The organism is Actinopolymorpha sp. B9G3 (assembly GCF_040120725.1).
GTDB lineage: Bacteria > Actinomycetota > Actinomycetes > Propionibacteriales > Actinopolymorphaceae > Thermasporomyces.
Window position 1 is genome coordinate 1 of record NZ_JBEEAB010000024.1, and the last position, 17,334, is coordinate 17,334.

Sequence of the window (17,334 nt, forward strand, 5' to 3'; positions counted from 1 at the left end):
AGAGCGTCTACACCGCGCAGTGGGGCTACCTGATGGCCGCATCCGCGGCGGTGATCGCACCCATCATCGCCCTGTTCTTCTTCCTCCAACGCTACTTCATCGAAGGCGTCACGCTGACCGGTATCAAAGGCTGACACTCTCTCGATGACGACGGCATTCGCGGGCGCACGGGAGCGGTCACCCCCGGCGGTTGAGAACAGTGCAGATCAGCAACTTGGCGTGGTAGCGGGCCGGAGTGAGGAGAGACGATGGTTGTGATGACGCCGCATGAACGGCGGCGAGACCGCGCCACGGGGGTCCTTGAACGCCCCTCGTTCGCGGACGTGACGCTGGGCGAGGGCGTGCTGCACGAGCGTTGTGCTCTCAATCTGACTTACCTGGAGAGCCTCCGGCCGGAGAACCTGCTGCGTCCGTACCTTTTCGAGGCGGGCCTCTGGAGTTGGTCTGGAGCACTTGAGCCGACGGCCGGATCGGCCGCCCCTGCGGGTCCCCAGACATGGCATTGGGGTTGGGAGGCGCCGACGTCGGAGCTGCGCGGCCACATCCTGGGCCATTGGCTGTCGGCGGCTGCCCAGCTCCGCCGTCAGCGCCCGCGCCTCGATGCCACCGCCGACCTGATCGTGGCGGAGCTGGCAAGGTGCCAGCACTCCAACGGTGGTGGGTGGATCGCGCCGTTCCCCGAGAAGTACCTGGAGCGGATCGCTGCCGGCCATCGGGTGTGGGCGGCGCAGTACGTCATCCACAAGCTGCTTGCCGGGTTGTTGGACATGGCCACCCTTGGCGGCAACGAAACTGCGTTCGAGATTGTCCGTGCCGCGGCGAACTGGTTCGACAGCTGGACCGGTGGTTTCAGTCGTGAGCAGCTCGACGACATTCTGGACTGGGAGACCGGCGGGATGCTGGAGGTCTGGGCGGGCCTTTACGGGCTGACCGGCGAAAGCACGCATCTGGCGTTGATCGAGCGCTATCGGCGCGGACGATTCTTCGAACCCCTCCTGGCTGGCGAAGACGTGCTCACCAACAAGCATGCCAACACCCAGATCGCGGAGATCCTCGGCTGCGCGAGGGCGTACGAGGTCACCGGCGATGTCGAGTGGCGACGCATCGTGGAGGCATTCTGGGATCAGGCGATCATCAGCCGCGGGACGTACATCACTGGCGGTAGCAGTAGCGCCGAGATCTGGCAGCCACCCTTTCAGCAAGCGGCACGGCTCCACGACGTACAGGAGCACTGCACGGTATTCAACATGATGCGGGTCGCCGACTACCTGTATCGCTGGACCGGCGAGTCCGAGTACGCCGCATACTGGGAGCGGAACCTGATCAACGGAGTCCTGGCACAGCAGAACAGGCAGACCGGAATGGTCGCCTACTTCCTCCCTCTCGAGGCCGGAAGCCACAAGCGATGGGGCCATCCCACGCGTGACTTCTGGTGCTGCCACGGCACGTTGATGCAAGCGCACGCCAGCTATCTCGGCGCCGGGATCCACCTCGACGGTGCTGACCTACGTCTTGGACAGTACGTGCCGGCAACGTCGACCTTGACCACCCCGGCAGGGCGTGTGGAGATCACGATCTCCCCCGACCCACGGAGTGGTCTGGTCTTCGGTCAACGGCGCACTGACGAGGGTTACCAAGGCATCCAACACCTGCACGTCCCCCCGGCACCCGCAGAGCGTCCGTCAACGTCGCTGATCCGGATCAGGGTGCGCACCGAGCGGCCCGCCACCTTCGCTGTAAAGCTGAGAGTGCCGGACTGGGCCGTCTCGACGCCAACCCTCACGATCGACGGGCAAGGTGTCGCCGGCAACCAGGACGGCGACTTCCTCATACTCCGCCGCCGATGGTCCGACGAGATGATCGAGGTCGGCTTTACCTCCGAGCTCAAGGCACACCCATTACCCGGCCAGCCCGGTAGTGTCGCCTTCACCGACGGGCCAGTCGTTCTGGCTGGCCTGGTGGAGGAGGACCGAGCCCTCGTCGCGGATGTGCGCAACCCTCAAGCTGTGCTGCGGCCTGACCGCGAACGGGGGCACAGCTGGTGGAGCGCCCACACCTACCGGACGCAAGGGCAGGATCGAGGTTTCCGGTTCATCCCCCTTCATGAGGTCACCGACCAGACCTATTCGATCTACTTTCCCATTCGTCCTGCTTGACGGTGCGTTCGGCTCACCGCAGGCTCCTCGCGCTCGGTGTCGGCTCCTTACGCCCACAGCCACCGTAGCGACTCGGGCAGGATCGCCCCGCCGTGCTTGCCGTCGTGGGCGCCCGTGCCACCAACGAACGTGTAGTCGTATCCCCGGAACTTCAGCGCGGCCGCCATCTGCTGGTTGGCGAGCCACCAGTTCCCGGATGGTGTGTCGAGATCGTTCTCGCCGTCCTGCAGGAATACTTTGATGTCGCGCTTGGCCCATTTCCGGATGTAGGTGGGATATTCGTGGCCGCCGCGGATGTCGGTGAAGCTGCCGATGTGGCTGAGCACCCGGTGGAAAGCGTCCGGCCGCTGCCAGGCCACGGTGAACGAGCAGATGCCGCCGGAGGACAGCCCGCAAATGGCGCGCTGTTTGGGATCCGGCGAGATCCGGCAGGTCTTCTCGATTTCGGGAATCATCTCCTCGATCAGGAAGCGCGCGTAGGTCTCCGACATCGAGTCGTACTCGAGGCTTCGATTGGTGCTCTGCCACGGTGTCGCGGGCGGTGCCTCGCCGGCGTGGCCGGGGTTGATGAAGAGGCCGATCGTGACCGGCATGTCCCCCTGGTGGATGAGGTTGTCGAACACGACGGGGACGCGGAACTGGCCGTCCTCGGCCAGATAGGCATGACCGTCCTGGAACACCATGAGAGCGGCCGGAGTGTCCGCACGATACTGCGCGGGCACGTAGAGCCAGTAGTCACGGACGGTTCCGGCGAAAATTTCGCTCTGCCACTCATGGTGGGTCACTTCGCCCCGCGGCACGTCCGCCTGAGGCTCAGAATCCTTCGTGTACGCGTACTCCATCAGCGCGACTTCCTTTTCCAACCTGTCGGAACGACACTCGACGTCTCCGCCGACGCCAGCCTGACCTCAGGCGCGGAGTCTATCCAGGGCGCCACGTGAAGTCCGCGTCCGAAGCTGGGCCGACGTCAGCCGGCGCCAATGACACCATCGGATTCGAATGTTTCGGTCGCGTCCGCGGACGGAAGATTCCTTGACACGTTCAGATTGCGGATCTCATACTCCAAGCCGACCTCCGACGTCATGGGGCTCTGGGCGCGTGACACACATCGGTGTCCTCGTCCAGATGGGGAGAGCCGGTCGTCGCGACGATCCGCGAGGTCGAGTCGCCCAGCAACCCGCTGCCGAACGACGTCGTCAAGCCCGCCTTGCCCCAGAGGAGGTCGCGGTGCTCAGGTCGCCCGCTCGAATGACAAAGACCCTCGTCACCGTCGTCAGTGTTTCGGCCCTGGCTCTCGCACCAGCGGTCGTCGCCACGATCGGGACATCCGCCCAGGCCTCCGTCACCGCAGCGACCAGCGGCGACCGGGCAGCAAAACGCGACGGGTTACGCGATGTGGGTCCGCGACGCGTACGCATCGGTAGTGCTGTCGCGGTCGATGCTTTGCGTGATGACTCGTCCTACCGGGAGACGCTGGCGCGGGAGTTCAACTCCGTCACCGCCGAGAATGCCATGAAGTGGCAGAGCCTCGAGCCACAGCAAGGCGTCTTCAACTTCGGACCCGCCGACGAGATCGTCGACTTCGCCGAAGACCACGACCAGGCCGTCTACGGCCACACCCTCCTGTGGCACAACCAACTCCCCACCTGGCTCACCGACGGAGTCGCCTCCGGCGACATCACCGACGACGAACTCCGCGCCATCGTCAAAGACCACATCCAGACCGTGGTCAGCCACTACAAGGGACGCGTCGAAGCCTGGGACGTCGTCAACGAACCCATGGCCGACGACGGCAGCCTGCGCCAATCGATCTTCTACCAACACCTCGGCCCCAACTACATCGCCGACGCCTTCCGCTGGGCACACCAGGCCGACCCCGACGCAAAGCTGTACCTGAACGACTACAACGTCGAATGGTCCGACCCCGCCGACGGTGACTTCGGCCATTACCAACGCCACAGCGGCTACTACCAACTCGTCAAGAACCTCGTCGATGCCGGCGTCCCCATCGACGGCGTAGGAGTCCAGGGCCACTTCTCCATCAACGGCTACATGAGCCGAGTCACCGAGCCGTACGACCTGCCCCACCTGGTCGAGAACCTGCGCCAATTCTCCGACCTCGGACTCAAAACAACGATCACCGAAGCCGACCTCGGCATGCCCATGCCACCAGACTCGGTCAAACTCCACGCCCAGGCCTACGGCTACACCGCCCTGATGCAGATGTGCCTACAAACACCAGGCTGCGAGCGCTACACCGTCTGGGGCTTCACCGACAACTACTCCTGGATCCCCGGCCACCGCGCCGGATGGGGAGCAGCCACCCTCTTCGACACCACCTACCAACCCAAACCCGCCTACCAAGCACTCCACGCCACCCTCACCCTCGCGAGGTACGGCCGTCTCGGGCCGCCGCCGACCGGAGGACTGCGGGATGTCATGCCGCGCGACATGCGGATCGGTAGTGCTGTCGCGGTCGATGCTTTGCGTGATGACTCGTCCTACCGGGAGACGCTGGCGCGGGAGTTCAACTCCGTCACCGCCGAGAATGCCATGAAGTGGCAGAGCCTCGAGCCACAGCAAGGCGTCTTCAACTTCGGACCCGCCGACGAGATCGTCGACTTCGCCGAAGACCACGACCAGGCCGTCTACGGCCACACCCTCCTGTGGCACAACCAACTCCCCACCTGGCTCACCGACGGAGTCGCCTCCGGCGACATCACCGACGACGAACTCCGCGCCATCGTCAAAGACCACATCCAGACCGTGGTCAGCCACTACAAGGGACGCGTCGAAGCCTGGGACGTCGTCAACGAACCCATGGCCGACGACGGCAGCCTGCGCCAATCGATCTTCTACCAACACCTCGGCCCCAACTACATCGCCGACGCCTTCCGCTGGGCACACCAGGCCGACCCCGACGCAAAGCTGTACCTGAACGACTACAACGTCGAATGGTCCGACCCCGCCGACGGTGACTTCGGCCATTACCAACGCCACAGCGGCTACTACCAACTCGTCAAGAACCTCGTCGATGCCGGCGTCCCCATCGACGGCGTAGGAGTCCAGGGCCACTTCTCCATCAACGGCTACATGAGCCGAGTCACCGAGCCGTACGACCTGCCCCACCTGGTCGAGAACCTGCGCCAATTCTCCGACCTCGGACTCAAAACAACGATCACCGAAGCCGACCTCGGCATGCCCATGCCACCAGACTCGGTCAAACTCCACGCCCAGGCCTACGGCTACACCGCCCTGATGCAGATGTGCCTACAAACACCAGGCTGCGAGCGCTACACCGTCTGGGGCTTCACCGACAACTACTCCTGGATCCCCGGCCACCGCGCCGGATGGGGAGCAGCCACCCTCTTCGACACCACCTACCAACCCAAACCCGCCTACCAAGCACTCCACGCCACCCTCACCCTCGCCGGTCCCTGCGTTCACGACGACCTGCGAGAGACAGTGGTGGTCGGCAAGGTCGACAGCCGGGTGCGGAACCGGATGAACGCAGAGGGCTGCACGATCAACGACCTCATCCGCGACGACCGCGACTGGGAGAGCCACGACGCGTTCCTGCAGCACGTTCAGGACGTGACCAGCGCACTGGTCGCGTCGAAGCTCATCAGCCTCGGAGAGCGGGAACTCATCATGGACGCGGCCGGCCGGTCGGACGTGGGGCTCTAGGAAAGGCGGCCCAGTTGACGGTGCGAAAGCGTGCTATCGGACCAGTCGTCTGACTGCGAGTTCGGCGAGCAGCGCGGCTGCGTCAGGGAGCACGGTGTCGTCGAACGCGGCTCGTGGTGAGTGGTTGGCGGGCGCGGTGTCGGGATCGTCGCTGCAGCAGGCGCCGAGGAAGACGTACGCGCCGGGTACGCGTTCCAACACCCTGGAGAAGTCCTCGGCTCCGGTGAGCGGGTTGGCCAGCTCGTCGAACCGCTCCTCTCCAAAGACCTTGCGGATGGTTTCGGCTGCGAACTGGTGCTCGGTGTTGTGGTTGACGGTGGCCGGGTACTCGCGGGTGAAGCGCACGTCGGCGCGCAGTCCGTGTGCGGTCGCGATCTCCTCGCACAGCCTCACGGAGTGTTCGGCTACCTGGTCCAGTGCCTTTGCGGAGAAGGTACGGATGGTGGCCTCGAACGAAGCGTCGTCGGGAATGATGTTGCGGCGCGTACCGGCGTGGAACGACCCGATGGTGACGACTACCGGGTCGAAGACGTCGAACCTGCGGGTGACCATCGTTTGCAGCGCGGTCACCATCTCGCACGCGGCCGGCACCGGGTCGAGCGCGGTGTGCGGGGCGGATCCGTGGCCACCGGATCCGACGACGCGAACGAAGAGACCGTTGGACGCCGCCAGCAAGGTCCCGGGCCGAGACGCGAAGACACCTCGGGGGACGAGCCCCGACAACACGTGCAGGCCGTACGCCGCCTCGACAGGTCTGCCGGCCGCCTCGAGCACGCCTTCCTCGATCATCAGGCCGGCTCCGTCGAAGCCCTCCTCGCCGGGCTGGAACATGAAGACCACATCGCCGGCGAGCTCCTCCCGACGGGCGCAGAGAAGATGGGCGGCGCCGACCAGCCCTGCGGTGTGGAGGTCGTGACCACAGGCGTGCATGACGCCCTCGTGGCGGGACGTGAACTCCTCGCCGGAGAGTTCAGTCACCGGCAGCGCATCCATGTCGCCGCGGAGCAGAACGACCGGTCCGGGCCGGCCGCCACGCAGGACCGCGGTGATCGACGACAGGCCGGTGCCTGTGCTGATCTCGAGCGGCAGGTCCTCCAGTGCGGCCAGCACGTGCGCCTGGGTCTTGGGCAGGTCCAGGCCGATCTCGGGGATCTGGTGCAGCTCGCGGCGCAGCGCGGTCAGCTGGTCGGCAAGCTCGAATGCGTCGTCTCGAAGGCTCATCGGGTCTCCCTGTCGCCGGAGTCGAGCGGTCATCCACGCAGACGGGAACGATCCTACGGCGAACGATGTCGCGATCGTCGGTCCGAGAGAGATGAGCATGCAGAGCACATGAACTGATCGTTCTCGAATGACTCGTGGCGACATCTGTATGGTTTCCACGACCGATGGTCACACCGAGGACCAGACCAGCACGGCATCCCTGCTTGGCGGAGGAGACGAGCCACGTCAGGGCACCGGCCAGGATCGGACGGTGTACAGGGCTTCTGTGGATGCTTGTCCCAGTCGTCCGGCCGCGCGGATCGGTGCTGGTTGCCGGGTCCTCCGGCGCGGGAGGAGGCGAGTGCTAGCTCGAGAATCTCGACCACGTCGCGTCCCTGCTGCGCGGTGACCGGGAGCGGAGGGACGTAGCGTATCGCGGGATGCAGCTGCTCGTAGAAGTCGTCGCAGCCCCGCAGGTTTCCGTTGCCGGTCACGATGCGACCCGGACACCAATGAGACCGTGCATTCCTCAAGGCGGTCGGTACAGCTGCGTTTCTCAGCGGTTGCCAATTCTCAGAAGGGGCGGCTCTCCCGATGAAGATTACTGAAGTGGTTCCTTGGCTCGTCAGTTCGACGGCTTCGTCCTGGGGCGAGTTCTTGTTCGTCGAGGTGCGGACGGACGAGGGTACCAGTGGGTGGGGCGAGATTACGACCACCACGCGCACGGCGAACCGCGGGATCGCTGCAATGGTCCGGCAGACAAACGACCTGCTCGTAGGGGACGATCCTGCCAGGATAGAAGGCGTCTGGAACAAGCTGTTCCGAGCATTCACCTATATGGGTAGCCGCGGCGCTGGCACGAACGTCGTCAGCGCGATCGACATCGCCCTATGGGACATCCGGGGCAAAACACTCGGCCAGCCGGTCTGCGACCTGCTGGGAGGCCCGGTCCGCGACGACCTACTGATCTACACTCACCCAGACCAGAGGCGCTTCGCGACTCGCGACGGCGTGGTCGACGAGATCCGCAGGATCGTCGACTCCGGGCACACCGGCATCAAGGTGGACCCGTTCCCCCACGCACCGGGCGTCCCTCGGGCCAACGACCAATACCTCGACGGCAGTCTCAGCCGCGCCGACGAGCGGCAGGCCATGGAGTTGGTCACATTGATCCAAGAGACCGCCGGTCCCGATGTCGAGATCCTGATCGACGCCCACGGCCGGTTCGACGTTCCCACGGCAATCAGGCTCGGCCAGGCACTCGACCGGATCGGCGGCATCCATTGGTACGAGGAACCGGTGCCGCCGGAGAGCTATCACGCGCTCAAGCAGGTCCGCGAGCGGGTGGGCACACCGATCTCAGTGGGGGAGCGGCTGCACACACGCTGGGACTTCGTACCAGTTCTCGAGAACCAGCTCGCCGACTTTGTGATGCCCGACGTTACCTGGACCGGCGGTATCTCTGAGCTGAAGAAGATTGCGACGCTGGCGGAGGCCTATTACGTGCCGATCTCACCGCACGACGCCGCCGGCCCGGTCAACCTCATTGCAGGTGGCCACGTGATGGCTACAGTGCCAAACTTCTACCGCATAGAGTCCAGTAGGTACGACCTTTCAGGTTACAGCGAATTTCTCGAGACGCCGCTGGACAATGCCAACGGCAGGTTGAAATTGCCCTCCAGCCCAGGGCTGGGAGTGGAGTTCAACCGGGAGTACCTTCGGGCACGCGCTCAGGACGGCTTCCATGGCTGACCTCACGCCCATCTCTAGCCGACTGGGGAGCAGATGAAGATTACCGGCATCACGCCGTACGTCCTCGGAACAAACGGTGGCCGACCGCAGCTGCTCGTGAAAGTGGCTACCGACGAGGGTATCCACGGATGGGGTGAGTCCGGGCTGACCAGCCGTGAGCGGGCAGTGTCCGGCGCCATCGAGCACTACGCGGGTTTCCTTGTCGGTCGCGACCCCATGCAGGCCGGTGCGTTGTGGCAGGAGATGTACCGAAGCCAGTACTTCGAAGGCGGACGGGTGCTTGCGTGTGCGATGTCGGCGATCGACATCGCCCTCTACGACATCAAAGGAAAGGCGCTCGGTGTGCCCGTCTACGAGCTCCTCGGCGGTCGCCAGCGAGATCGAGTCGAAACGTTCGCGTCAGTTGGAGCCAGGGAGCTTCCCGAACTCCTCGAGCGCGCGCAGGCGCTGATCGAACAGGGATGGCGATGCTTGCGGCTGCCGATGAGCGGAGGTGACAGCGACGACCGTAGCGTCTACGACCCGCGCGCTTGCATACCACGCACGGCAGCCCGGCTTACGACAGCACGGGAGGCACTTGGCCCCGAGCCGGTGCTGGGAATCGACTACCACCACCGGCTGAGCGTGGCCGAGGCAGCATCCTTCTGCCAGCGAATGCCCGAAGGCACCCTGGACTTCCTCGAGGAGCCGATCCGAGATGAGTCGCCAGAGGCTTACGAGAGCTTGCGGACCCTCACGAATGTCCCCTTCGCCATCGGCGAGGAGTTCGCATCGAAGTGGCAGTTCCTGCCTTACGTCGAGCGCGGCATCGCACAGTACGCACGGCTCGACATCTGCAACGTGGGTGGATTCACCGAGGCGGTGAAGGTTGCCGGATGGTGCGAAGCGCACTATGTGGATCTCATGCCCCACAACCCTCTGGGCCCGATATGCACAGCCGCGATCGTCCAGTTGTGCGCAGCGATACCCAACCACTCCTGGCTAGAGTGCAGAGAGACTTCCGGCGAACGAAATACCTCTCAAGAATCTCCCGTTTTCATCGACCGGCTGCACCTTGACGGAGCTGCATACCCCGTACCCGACCGGCCGGGCCTCGGGATCGACGTCGATGAGGCTCAGCTCAAGCTGGCCGTCACGGATCCGACCTATGAGGTACCCCACCTTCGAAGGCCCGACGGCTCTCACACCAACTGGTGAGGCGGCACTCCGCAACAGTGAACTGTGACCCGCGGCATGTTGGCTCGTTCGATCGGCGTCTCTCCAGACGAGTACGGTGCCCAGAGCGATGCTGCCGGTGGTCTCAACTTCCAGGACTGATGGTCTCAGTTACTCGACCCCGACGGGCACCTGCTCCTCCCGCTCATCTGACGGCAGCAGTGTCGACATCAGCTGAGGTTGGACCAAACGCGACCAGTCAGGCCTGTCCGCGGTAGCGGGTGTGCGTTGTCAGGGCAGCAGGCCAGCGTGCGCGAGCCGGTGGGCGACCGCGTCCCATGTCGGCTCGACGGCCTGCAGTTGGGTGTGGCAGGCGTCGTGGTTCTTGAATCCGCTGGATGTCGAGACACACACGATCGGCCCGTAGTGCTCTGGCATGCTGTGCGCAATCTGGCGTAGACCGGCAAGGCCGGCTGCCGCGGATGTCTCGGGCCACACGCCGGTCTTCGCCATGGCTCGGGCCGCCTGCGCGATCTCGGATTCGGTGACAAGGAGCACCTCACCGCCGCTTCCTGTCACGGCGAGGACTCCGCGGTAACCGCTGGTTGTGCAGCCGATGGAGTACGCCGTTGTCGGTCGGGCCTCGACGTGGGCGGCAGGGACGCCGGAACGCAGTGCGGCAGCGAGCGGGCCTCGCTGTTCGGGTTCGCAGGCGTACATCCGGGGCACGTTGCCCGAGAGGCCCAGGTCGCTAAGCTCGACAAAGCCCTTCCACACGCCGTAGAGCAGTTCGCCGTACCCAGTCGGAACGAACACCGCGCCCGGCGCTCGGCGGCCCAGCTGGAGAAAGACTTCGTAGGCGATGGTCTTGTAGCCTTCGGGTCCGAACGGGTGACCGGTGTGCGTGACGGTGCGGTTGCTGACCGGGTGGTAGCCGAGCCGTTCGACGATCATGCGTACGACGTCCCAACGTGCTTCTCGTGGGACGGGGAGTACGGTCGCGCCGTACGCGGACACGAAGGTCTGCACGGCGGGCGGGCCGTTGGCGGTGGTGACGAGGACGCACGGCAGACCGGCCGCAGCGGCGTAGGCCGACGCTGATGCACCATGGTTGCCGGCCGAGGCCACGACGACACCGGGAGAGTCGGAGAGGGCGGCGGCGCTGACCGCACACAGGTTGAGCCGGTCCTTGTGGCTCCAGGTGGGATTACGGCTCTCGTCCTTGACCATGACCTCGGCGTCGGTGCCGGCGTACGCGGCGAGCGACGGCAGGGACAGCAGCGGTGTGCCGCCTTCACCGAGGTCGAGCCCGGGCGCTAGTGGTGGTAGCAGCGGTGCCCAGCGGACGAGGCCTGGCGCCACCGGCTGTGTGAACAGGTCGGCTGGCACCCGTTCGTAGGCATAGGTGACCTCGAGGGGGTAGGCGACATCCGTGGAGCTGGTCTTCGGACAGCCGGCCGTCTGTGGCGGCCAGAGCGGATAGCTGACAGCTGTGTCGCCAAGGGAGCGTTGACCGGTCGCAAGCGAGTCGGTGTGGTGCATCGGTCACCGACCCCGGAGCCCGACGTAGAAGGTGGTGACGGGTTCGGTGGAGGTGGACCAGATGCTGTGTGCGGTGCCGGCTTCGATGATGAACGCATCGCCGGCCCGGATCGGCGATATCGTGCCGGTTGAGGCGACGACTCCTTCTCCGCTTATGACGTAGTAGAACTCGGCGAAGTCGTGTGTGCCACCGAGTTGGGCGTCTGGGGGCCGTTGTTGGTACGAGATGACGCTGGCTGACGCGGTGTCAAGGCCGGGCACCGTCGAGGAGTTGAGGAGTCGCCAGATGCTCCGCCTATCGTTGGTGTCGGCCGCGATGTTGTCAGTGCGGGTCACGTGGACGGTCATGCGGTGGATCCCTTCTGTGTCTGGCCGTTGCCCTGCGTCTGGCCGTGCTGTGGCTGTCCGTTGGGTTGGGTCGCGCCGTCGTTGGGGTGCCAGCAGGCGACCTGGTGGTCGGTGCCGTGCAGTTGCGGCACCGCTGTTCGGCAGGGTCCCGCGTCGGCGCGTTTGCAGCGTGGGTGGAACGCGCATCCGTCCGGTCGGCTGAGGGCTGATGGCAGCTCGCCGGGCAGCAGGAGGTGTGGCCGGGTGGTTGTGGGGTCCTGTGACGGTACGGCTTGGACGAGGGCGCGGGTGTAGGGGTGGCGGGGCTGCTGGAGGACCTCGTGGGTCGGCCCGACCTCGACCAGGCGGCCGAGGTACATCACGCCGAGCCGGTCGCAGGCGCGCGCGAGTACGGACAGGTCGTGAGAGATCAGCAGGATGGCGACCCCGAGGTCGGTGGCGAGCCGGCGGAGCAGGTCGATGACGCCTCGCCCGATCGAGCGGTCGAGCATCGACACCGGCTCGTCGGCGAGCAGCACCTGTGGGCGTACGACGAGGGCACGTGCGATCGCGACCCGCTGCCGTTCACCGCCGCTGAGTTGGTGGGGCCGGCGGGTCAGGTAGCGCTCGACCGGTTTGAGCTCGGCGGACTCCAGCGCCCAGAGGACGCGTTCGTGTAACTCGGTGGTATCGAGGCGGGTTTGGGCTAGCAGCGGCTCGGCGACGGCCCGCTCCACTGTGAAGCGGGGGTTCAACGACTGGAACGGGTCCTGGAAGATCATCTGGATCTTGCTCCGGACGGTCCGCCATTCGCGCGAGGACAATGCGGTGAGGTCGGTTTCCGCCAACCTTGCTCCACCCGCCGCAAGGGGTGCCAGGCCGACCAGCGCCGATGCGAGAGAACTCTTGCCGCAGCCGCTTTCCCCTGCCAGGCCGAAGACCTCGCCCGTGCCGATGCTCAGGTTGACGTCTTCGACTGCCGCCACCTCGTGCCGGCGGGCCAGGGCCGCGACTCCTCGCCCGGTCGCGTACCGGATCGCTGCGCTGTCGACGACAACTGCCGGCTCCGGCCTGGCTTCTCCAGCCGGCCGTTCCGAGGCCGGCAGTGCGGTGTCGAGCAGCTCTCGCGTGTACGGGTGTTCCGGCCGACCGAAGACCTTCCGTACCGCGCCGGCTTCGACCGTCTGGCCTTCGCGCAGCACGTACACCCGATCACACAGTTCGGCGGCGACACCCAGGTCATGGGTGATCAGCAGCAGGCCCAGCCCGAGTTCGCGTTTGGTGGTCTCCAGCACCTGCAGGATCCGGTCCTGTACGACGACGTCGAGTCCGGTGGTGGGTTCGTCCGCGATCAAGAGTGCGGGCTTGAGCATCGTCGCCATTGCGATCAGTGCCCGCTGACGCATGCCACCGGAGAACTGGTGCGGATAGTCGGAGGCGCGGTCGGCGTTGATCCCCACGCCTTCCAGCGCCTCGCGGGCCGCGGTGGCCGCTTGTCGCCGGGACATCGACGTGTGTGTACGCAGCACCTCCATCAACTGCCGGTCGACGCGGTGCACCGGGTCGAGGGAGTTCATCGCCGCCTGCGGGACGAAGGCGAGCTCGTGCCAGCGCAGCCGTCGCAGGTCCGCCGGCCGCGCGGTCGCGAGGTCCTGTCCCTGGAACCGGACGCTACCGGTCGTCTGCGCACTCGACGGCAGCAGCTGCAGGATCGCCTTACCGGCGGTGGTCTTTCCCGACCCGGACTCGCCGATGAGTCCGACGGTCTCGCCGCGTTCGAGTGTCAAGGAGAGCGTGTCGAGCGCGCGCACCGAGCCGTCAGTGGTCACGAAGTCGACCGTGAGGTCGCGGACGTCCAACAGTGGTGCGTTCATCCGAGCCTCATCTCTCTCCGGCCGCTCTGGACGGCGTCGTAGGCCCGACCGAGCAGGGATACGGCAAGGACAAACAGCATGATGGCGAGCCCGGGAAACAGCGCCCACCACCAGGCGGTCCGCATCTGCTGGGAGGTGAAGGCGTCGAACATCACGGTGCCCCACGACACCGAATCGGTGGGAGCGAGCCCGAGGAAGCTCAGACTGGCCTCGGCGAGCACTGCTTCGGCGACCAGCAGCATGCCGTAGAGCAATGCGAGAGACACGACATTCGGCGCGAGGTGGGTGTAGACGACGCGCCGGCCGGTCGCGCCGCCGACGACCGCCGCCTTGACGAATGGTCGTTCCTTCAAGGTGAGTACCTGCGAGCGCACCACTCGCGCCGTCGTACGCCAGAACAGCGAGGCGACAGCAAGGACCAGCACGACGTCGGAGCGTCCGAGAACCCCCACCAATACGATCGCGAACGGGAGAAAGGGGATCGCGTAGGCGCTGTCGGTCAGCCGCATGAGAAAGGCATCGACCTTGCCGCCGAAGTAGCCGGCGATCAAGCCCACGTTGACACCGATGACCACCGTGACAAGGGCGGCAACACCACCGACCGACAGAGTTCGCCGCGTCCCCCAGATCACCTGGCTGAAGATGTCCCGCCCGAAGTTCGTGGTGCCGAACGGATGCTCCAGACTCGGCGCGAGCAGCCGATCCAGTCGTCCGTCGACACCGCGGATCCGGTCGAGCGGGCCGTACGGCGCAAGCACGGGGGCGAGCGCCGCGACCACGACGAAACCCACCAGCAAGACGATGGCCGCCTTGCCCCCCGGCGCCCGCCACAGATCACCAAGAACAGTGAGCGCCGCACTGCCGAGCCGCCCCGGTCGCAGCCGGCCTCTTCGCACCGGTGCCGGCGGTGCGGCTGGCGGCGTCGGCACGGTCTGCGTGGTCATGCCAGCCTCACTCTCGGATCCAGGTAGGCGTAGAGAATGTCGACTGTCGTGTTGACAGTGACCGCCAACAGGCCGGTGAGCAGGAAGACGCCCTGCATCATCGGATAGTCGTAGGTGTTGACGGCATTGACGATCTCTCGACCCATCCCGGGCCAGGAGAAGACCGTCTCCACGATCACCTGCCCGCCGATGAGCACACCCGTCAACGCCGGCATCAACGTCACCACCGGCAGGAGCGCGTTCCGCGCCGCGTGCCGGTAGATGATGCTCCGCTTCGAGAGTCCTTGTGCTCGAGCGAGTTCGATGAAGTCCTCGTGAAGGTTCTCCTTCATCGCCGTACGCATCGTCAATAGCGGCTCCGGCATGAAGAACAGCGTCATCACTGCCAGCGGAAGCGCCAGGTGCCACAGGAAGTCTGTGGACATGACGGCGGCTAAACCGGTGGCGCCTCCCTGTCCGGGCGTCCGCATTCCCACCGATGGCAGCCAGCCAAGGTGTAGGGAGAACAGCAGCACCGCAAGCGAGGCGGTCCAGAAGATCGGCGCCGCCTTCACAGAGAAGGCAAAGTTACGCACCAGCCGGTCGATCCAACCGTGCCGCGACGCCGCGATCAGCGCACCGATCGCGGTGCCAAGCAGCAGGGCGAACACGATCGCCGGCACCACCAGCACCGCGGTGTTGAAGAGCTTGCCTGTCAGGATTTCGGCGACCGGTTGTTTGTACTGGAACGAAACCCCCAGGTCGGCCCGCGCCAGCCGGCCGACGTACTTGACGAGCTGCGCGGCAACCGGCTCGTCGACGCCATACCGCTCCCGGAGCACATCCTGCACCGACGGGTCGAGATTCGGCCCGATGACGGCGGCGCTCGGATCACCCGGAACCGCCCGGAAGAGCAGGAACGTCGCCGGTACGAGCACCGCGATCGTCACGGCCATCAAAGCCAGTCTGGACAACGCGTATCGAGCCAGTGCCATTCAGCACTCCTCGCTCTTAGGAGCCGGCCTGCTTGGAGTCGTAGATCCGCCGGTCGGTCGAAGACGACGGGAAGTAGAGGCGGTCGTCTTCCCCGAAGGCGTATCCGCCTTTGCGCAGTTCAGCCATGGCCGTCTTCTGGCTTGTCGGGAAGGCCTTGAGAGGCTTGTCGTACCACTTAGTACTGGGTGCGATCACCGAGCCGGCCGAATTGCCTTCACCTTCGAACACGACGTCGATGATGTCCTGCGACGGCACCAGGAACGACAGAGCACGCCGGAAGTGCCGGTCGTCGAACGGTTTGCGGCTCACGTTGTAGTGAAGGCCCACCCAGCCATGGCTCTCGACAGACATGACCTCAACGCCGTCTGTTGCCGCCAGTTTCTTGAGCAGGGTTGCACTCATGAAGTCACCCAGCATGTCGATCTCGCCGCTTTCCAGCGCGCCGATCTCCGCTTCGAGGCTTCCCAGTACCGCGAAGGTCACGCTGTCGACCTTGGGGGCAGCGAAGTGCTGGCGGTTGGCGGTGTACACCAACTGGTCACCGAGCCGCCGGGAGCCGAAGCTGAGCGGACCCGATCCCACCGGCTCATCGTTGGCGTACCGCGCCGCATCGCTCACCTTCTCCCACACGTGACGGGGAAGGATCGGCAGCTGAGTCAGCACGACGGGGACGAACGACGCTGACGGTGCGGTCAGCGTGATCACGACCGCGTCCCCGTCCACCTCGACCGAAGAGACGATCTCCAGCTTGCTCGCGAAGAGCGGAGACTCCTGCTTTTTCAGGTAGTCGATGGTGAACGCGACATCACCAGGCATCACCGGGTTGCCGTCACTGAATCGCATGCCGGTCCGGATCTTTGCCGTGATCCGTGCGCCGTCCACGGCCACCTTGGTCGCCGCCCACGGCTCGACTGCGCCGGTCCGCCCGATCCTGACCAGGCTGTCATAGATGTACGACAGCGGAATCTGAGCCTCGCTAACCTCGACGCTGACTGGGTTCAACGAGGGTGGTTCGAACGTCGTACCGAGGACCAACCCGCGGCGGGGGGTCTTCGGTGTAGCGGACAGCAGGTTCCAGATGTTCGCGACCGGGCTGCCGGCGGCTTTGGTCACGCGGTCCCAGCGGTCTGAGCGGTAGGCACCGCCGATGAGCATGTGGACGATGGGTCGGGCAGGCTGTTGCTGATAGAGCATCTGTTGTGCCTGTGCGACCAGACGCATCCGCTCCGACTCGTCGATCGCCCCACGCTGAGCCTCGTAGAGCTTGTCGTAATCCTCGTTCGCGTACTGGCTGAGGTTCGAGCCCTCAGCGGTCGCGTTCGCAGAGTAGAAGCGGCTCAAGAAGTTGTCGGGGTCAAGCCGCTCCGCCGTCGGGTCGTATGTGGTCACCGAGACGTCGAAGTCCTTGCCGGTGAAGGTTCTCGCGGTCAGCTCCGCACCGCGTATCGCCGTCAGCTCGACCGGGATGCCCGCGTCCTGCCAGGCTTCGACGATCAATCGGCTCTGTTCGTACCGGCTCGGATCCTCAGAGGCGACCTTGGTCAACAGCTGGAACGAAGGGACGGGCCTTCGACCGGCGAGGTCTTCGGCGATCGGTCGCGCCACATTAGCGGCGGATCCCGTGGTCTCCTTAGGCGTCGCACAACCGGTGAGCAACGCACCGGCAGAAAGCACTCCCGCTCGAAGTGCCACTCGTCGCGTTAGTGTCATCACGCCTTCCTT

The 17,334-nt window shown here is 65.4% G+C and carries 12 protein-coding genes; 4 read left to right on the plus strand and 8 right to left on the minus strand.

Going from position 1 to position 17,334, the window contains the following annotated elements; translation table 11 throughout:
* Nucleotides 1-257 precede the first annotated feature (257 nt).
* On the plus strand, nt 258-2,156 hold the full coding sequence (locus ABNF93_RS29000; RefSeq protein WP_349331399.1) for a beta-L-arabinofuranosidase domain-containing protein: 1,899 nt from the start codon (nt 258-260) through the stop codon (nt 2,154-2,156).
* Nucleotides 2,157-2,203: 47 nt separating this feature from the next.
* Here the strand turns inward: ABNF93_RS29000 and ABNF93_RS29005 are convergent, their stop codons facing one another.
* A complete protein-coding gene (locus ABNF93_RS29005) occupies nt 2,204-2,998 on the minus strand; it encodes an alpha/beta hydrolase (RefSeq protein WP_349331400.1) in 795 nt (264 codons plus the stop codon).
* 406 nt (nt 2,999-3,404) lie between these two features.
* On the opposite strand from ABNF93_RS29005, the gene ABNF93_RS29010 reads away from it, so the two are divergent.
* Nucleotides 3,405-5,843: an endo-1,4-beta-xylanase gene (locus ABNF93_RS29010; RefSeq protein WP_349331401.1), complete on the plus strand. Its 2,439-nt coding sequence runs from the start codon at nt 3,405-3,407 to the stop codon at nt 5,841-5,843.
* Nucleotides 5,844-5,876: 33 nt separating this feature from the next.
* On the opposite strand, the gene ABNF93_RS29015 is transcribed toward ABNF93_RS29010, so the two are convergent.
* Nucleotides 5,877-7,064 (minus strand): M20 metallopeptidase family protein, encoded by a 1,188-nt coding sequence (locus ABNF93_RS29015; protein WP_349331402.1) that lies wholly within the window; start codon nt 7,062-7,064, stop codon nt 5,877-5,879.
* A gap of 573 nt (nt 7,065-7,637) precedes the next feature.
* Here ABNF93_RS29015 and ABNF93_RS29020 point away from each other — a divergent pair.
* Both ABNF93_RS29020 and ABNF93_RS29025 read left to right on the plus strand, forming a co-directional pair.
* The gene (locus ABNF93_RS29020) at nt 7,638-8,795 is read left to right on the plus strand and encodes a mandelate racemase/muconate lactonizing enzyme family protein (protein WP_349331403.1); all 1,158 of its coding nucleotides are present in this window, start codon (nt 7,638-7,640) and stop codon (nt 8,793-8,795) included.
* A 33-nt stretch (nt 8,796-8,828) separates the two neighbouring features.
* Nucleotides 8,829-9,992, plus strand: coding sequence for a mandelate racemase/muconate lactonizing enzyme family protein (locus tag ABNF93_RS29025; RefSeq protein WP_349331404.1), 1,164 nt, complete (start codon nt 8,829-8,831; stop codon nt 9,990-9,992).
* Nucleotides 9,993-10,241: 249 nt separating this feature from the next.
* On the opposite strand, the gene ABNF93_RS29030 is transcribed toward ABNF93_RS29025, so the two are convergent.
* Genes ABNF93_RS29030 through ABNF93_RS29055 form a run of 6 tightly spaced genes read right to left on the minus strand, consistent with a single transcriptional unit; the run spans nt 10,242 to nt 17,322 of the window.
* On the minus strand, nt 10,242-11,492 hold the full coding sequence (locus ABNF93_RS29030; protein ID WP_349331405.1) for a threonine synthase: 1,251 nt from the start codon (nt 11,490-11,492) through the stop codon (nt 10,242-10,244).
* A 3-nt stretch (nt 11,493-11,495) separates the two neighbouring features.
* Complete coding sequence (locus ABNF93_RS29035) at nt 11,496-11,840, minus strand: cupin domain-containing protein (RefSeq protein WP_349331406.1); 345 nt, start codon at nt 11,838-11,840, stop codon at nt 11,496-11,498.
* Complete coding sequence (locus tag ABNF93_RS29040) at nt 11,837-13,693, minus strand: dipeptide ABC transporter ATP-binding protein (RefSeq protein WP_349331407.1); 1,857 nt, start codon at nt 13,691-13,693, stop codon at nt 11,837-11,839. Before ABNF93_RS29040 ends, ABNF93_RS29035 begins: the two co-directional genes overlap by 4 nt.
* A complete protein-coding gene (locus ABNF93_RS29045; protein WP_349331408.1) occupies nt 13,690-14,637 on the minus strand; it encodes an ABC transporter permease in 948 nt (315 codons plus the stop codon). Before ABNF93_RS29045 ends, ABNF93_RS29040 begins: the two co-directional genes overlap by 4 nt.
* Nucleotides 14,634-15,611 carry an ABC transporter permease gene (locus ABNF93_RS29050; protein WP_349331409.1) on the minus strand — a complete coding sequence of 326 codons (978 nt, stop codon included), beginning with the start codon at nt 15,609-15,611 and terminating at the stop codon, nt 14,634-14,636. Before ABNF93_RS29050 ends, ABNF93_RS29045 begins: the two co-directional genes overlap by 4 nt.
* Before the next feature lie 16 nt (nt 15,612-15,627).
* On the minus strand, nt 15,628-17,322 hold the full coding sequence (locus ABNF93_RS29055; protein ID WP_349331410.1) for an ABC transporter substrate-binding protein: 1,695 nt from the start codon (nt 17,320-17,322) through the stop codon (nt 15,628-15,630).
* Nucleotides 17,323-17,334: the final 12 nt, after the last annotated feature.

Excerpts from the sequence above, each read along its gene's own strand:
- ABNF93_RS29000 (WP_349331399.1), top strand. The coding sequence starts at position 258 with ATGACGCCGCATGAACGGCGGCGAGACCGCGCCACGGGGGTCCTTGAA.
- ABNF93_RS29055 (WP_349331410.1), bottom strand. The coding sequence starts at position 17,322 with ATGACACTAACGCGACGAGTGGCACTTCGAGCGGGAGTGCTTTCTGCC.
- ABNF93_RS29040 (WP_349331407.1), bottom strand. The coding sequence starts at position 13,693 with ATGAACGCACCACTGTTGGACGTCCGCGACCTCACGGTCGACTTCGTG.
- ABNF93_RS29030 (WP_349331405.1), bottom strand. The coding sequence starts at position 11,492 with ATGCACCACACCGACTCGCTTGCGACCGGTCAACGCTCCCTTGGCGAC.
- ABNF93_RS29025 (WP_349331404.1), top strand. The coding sequence starts at position 8,829 with ATGAAGATTACCGGCATCACGCCGTACGTCCTCGGAACAAACGGTGGC.
- ABNF93_RS29020 (WP_349331403.1), top strand. The coding sequence starts at position 7,638 with ATGAAGATTACTGAAGTGGTTCCTTGGCTCGTCAGTTCGACGGCTTCG.
- ABNF93_RS29015 (WP_349331402.1), bottom strand. The coding sequence starts at position 7,064 with ATGAGCCTTCGAGACGACGCATTCGAGCTTGCCGACCAGCTGACCGCG.
- ABNF93_RS29010 (WP_349331401.1), top strand. The coding sequence starts at position 3,405 with ATGACAAAGACCCTCGTCACCGTCGTCAGTGTTTCGGCCCTGGCTCTC.
- ABNF93_RS29045 (WP_349331408.1), bottom strand. The coding sequence starts at position 14,637 with ATGACCACGCAGACCGTGCCGACGCCGCCAGCCGCACCGCCGGCACCG.
- ABNF93_RS29035 (WP_349331406.1), bottom strand. The coding sequence starts at position 11,840 with ATGACCGTCCACGTGACCCGCACTGACAACATCGCGGCCGACACCAAC.
- ABNF93_RS29005 (WP_349331400.1), bottom strand. The coding sequence starts at position 2,998 with ATGGAGTACGCGTACACGAAGGATTCTGAGCCTCAGGCGGACGTGCCG.
- ABNF93_RS29050 (WP_349331409.1), bottom strand. The coding sequence starts at position 15,611 with ATGGCACTGGCTCGATACGCGTTGTCCAGACTGGCTTTGATGGCCGTG.